This is a genomic window from Flavobacterium jejuense (assembly GCF_006491595.2).
GTDB lineage: Bacteria > Bacteroidota > Bacteroidia > Flavobacteriales > Flavobacteriaceae > Flavobacterium > Flavobacterium jejuense.
Genome location: NZ_VEVQ02000066.1, coordinates 1 through 226, shown reverse-complemented (window position 1 = coordinate 226; position 226 = coordinate 1). Strand labels below are relative to the sequence as shown.

Sequence of the window (226 nt, the reverse complement as noted above, 5' to 3'; positions counted from 1 at the left end):
TAATTTTGGTACAGTTGCAGATTTAGTTGCCACAGGTTCAGGATTAAAATGGTATGCTGCTTCAACAGGAGGAACAGCGTTAGTTTCTACAACAAATTTAGCAACCGGAACCTATTATGTTTCTCAAACTTTAAATTCATGTGAAAGTGCAACAAGAACTGCTGTAAGTGTGACATTAAATGTTACACCTGCACCAACAGCTTCAGCACAGACCTTTTGTAATTTT

At 37.2% G+C, this 226-nt stretch carries 1 protein-coding gene; it reads left to right on the top strand.

All coding sequences use genetic code 11. From position 1 onward, the window contains the following. The coding region (locus tag FIA58_RS21235; RefSeq protein ID WP_165928979.1) for an Ig-like domain-containing protein at positions 1-226 on the top strand (226 nt) is incomplete at both ends.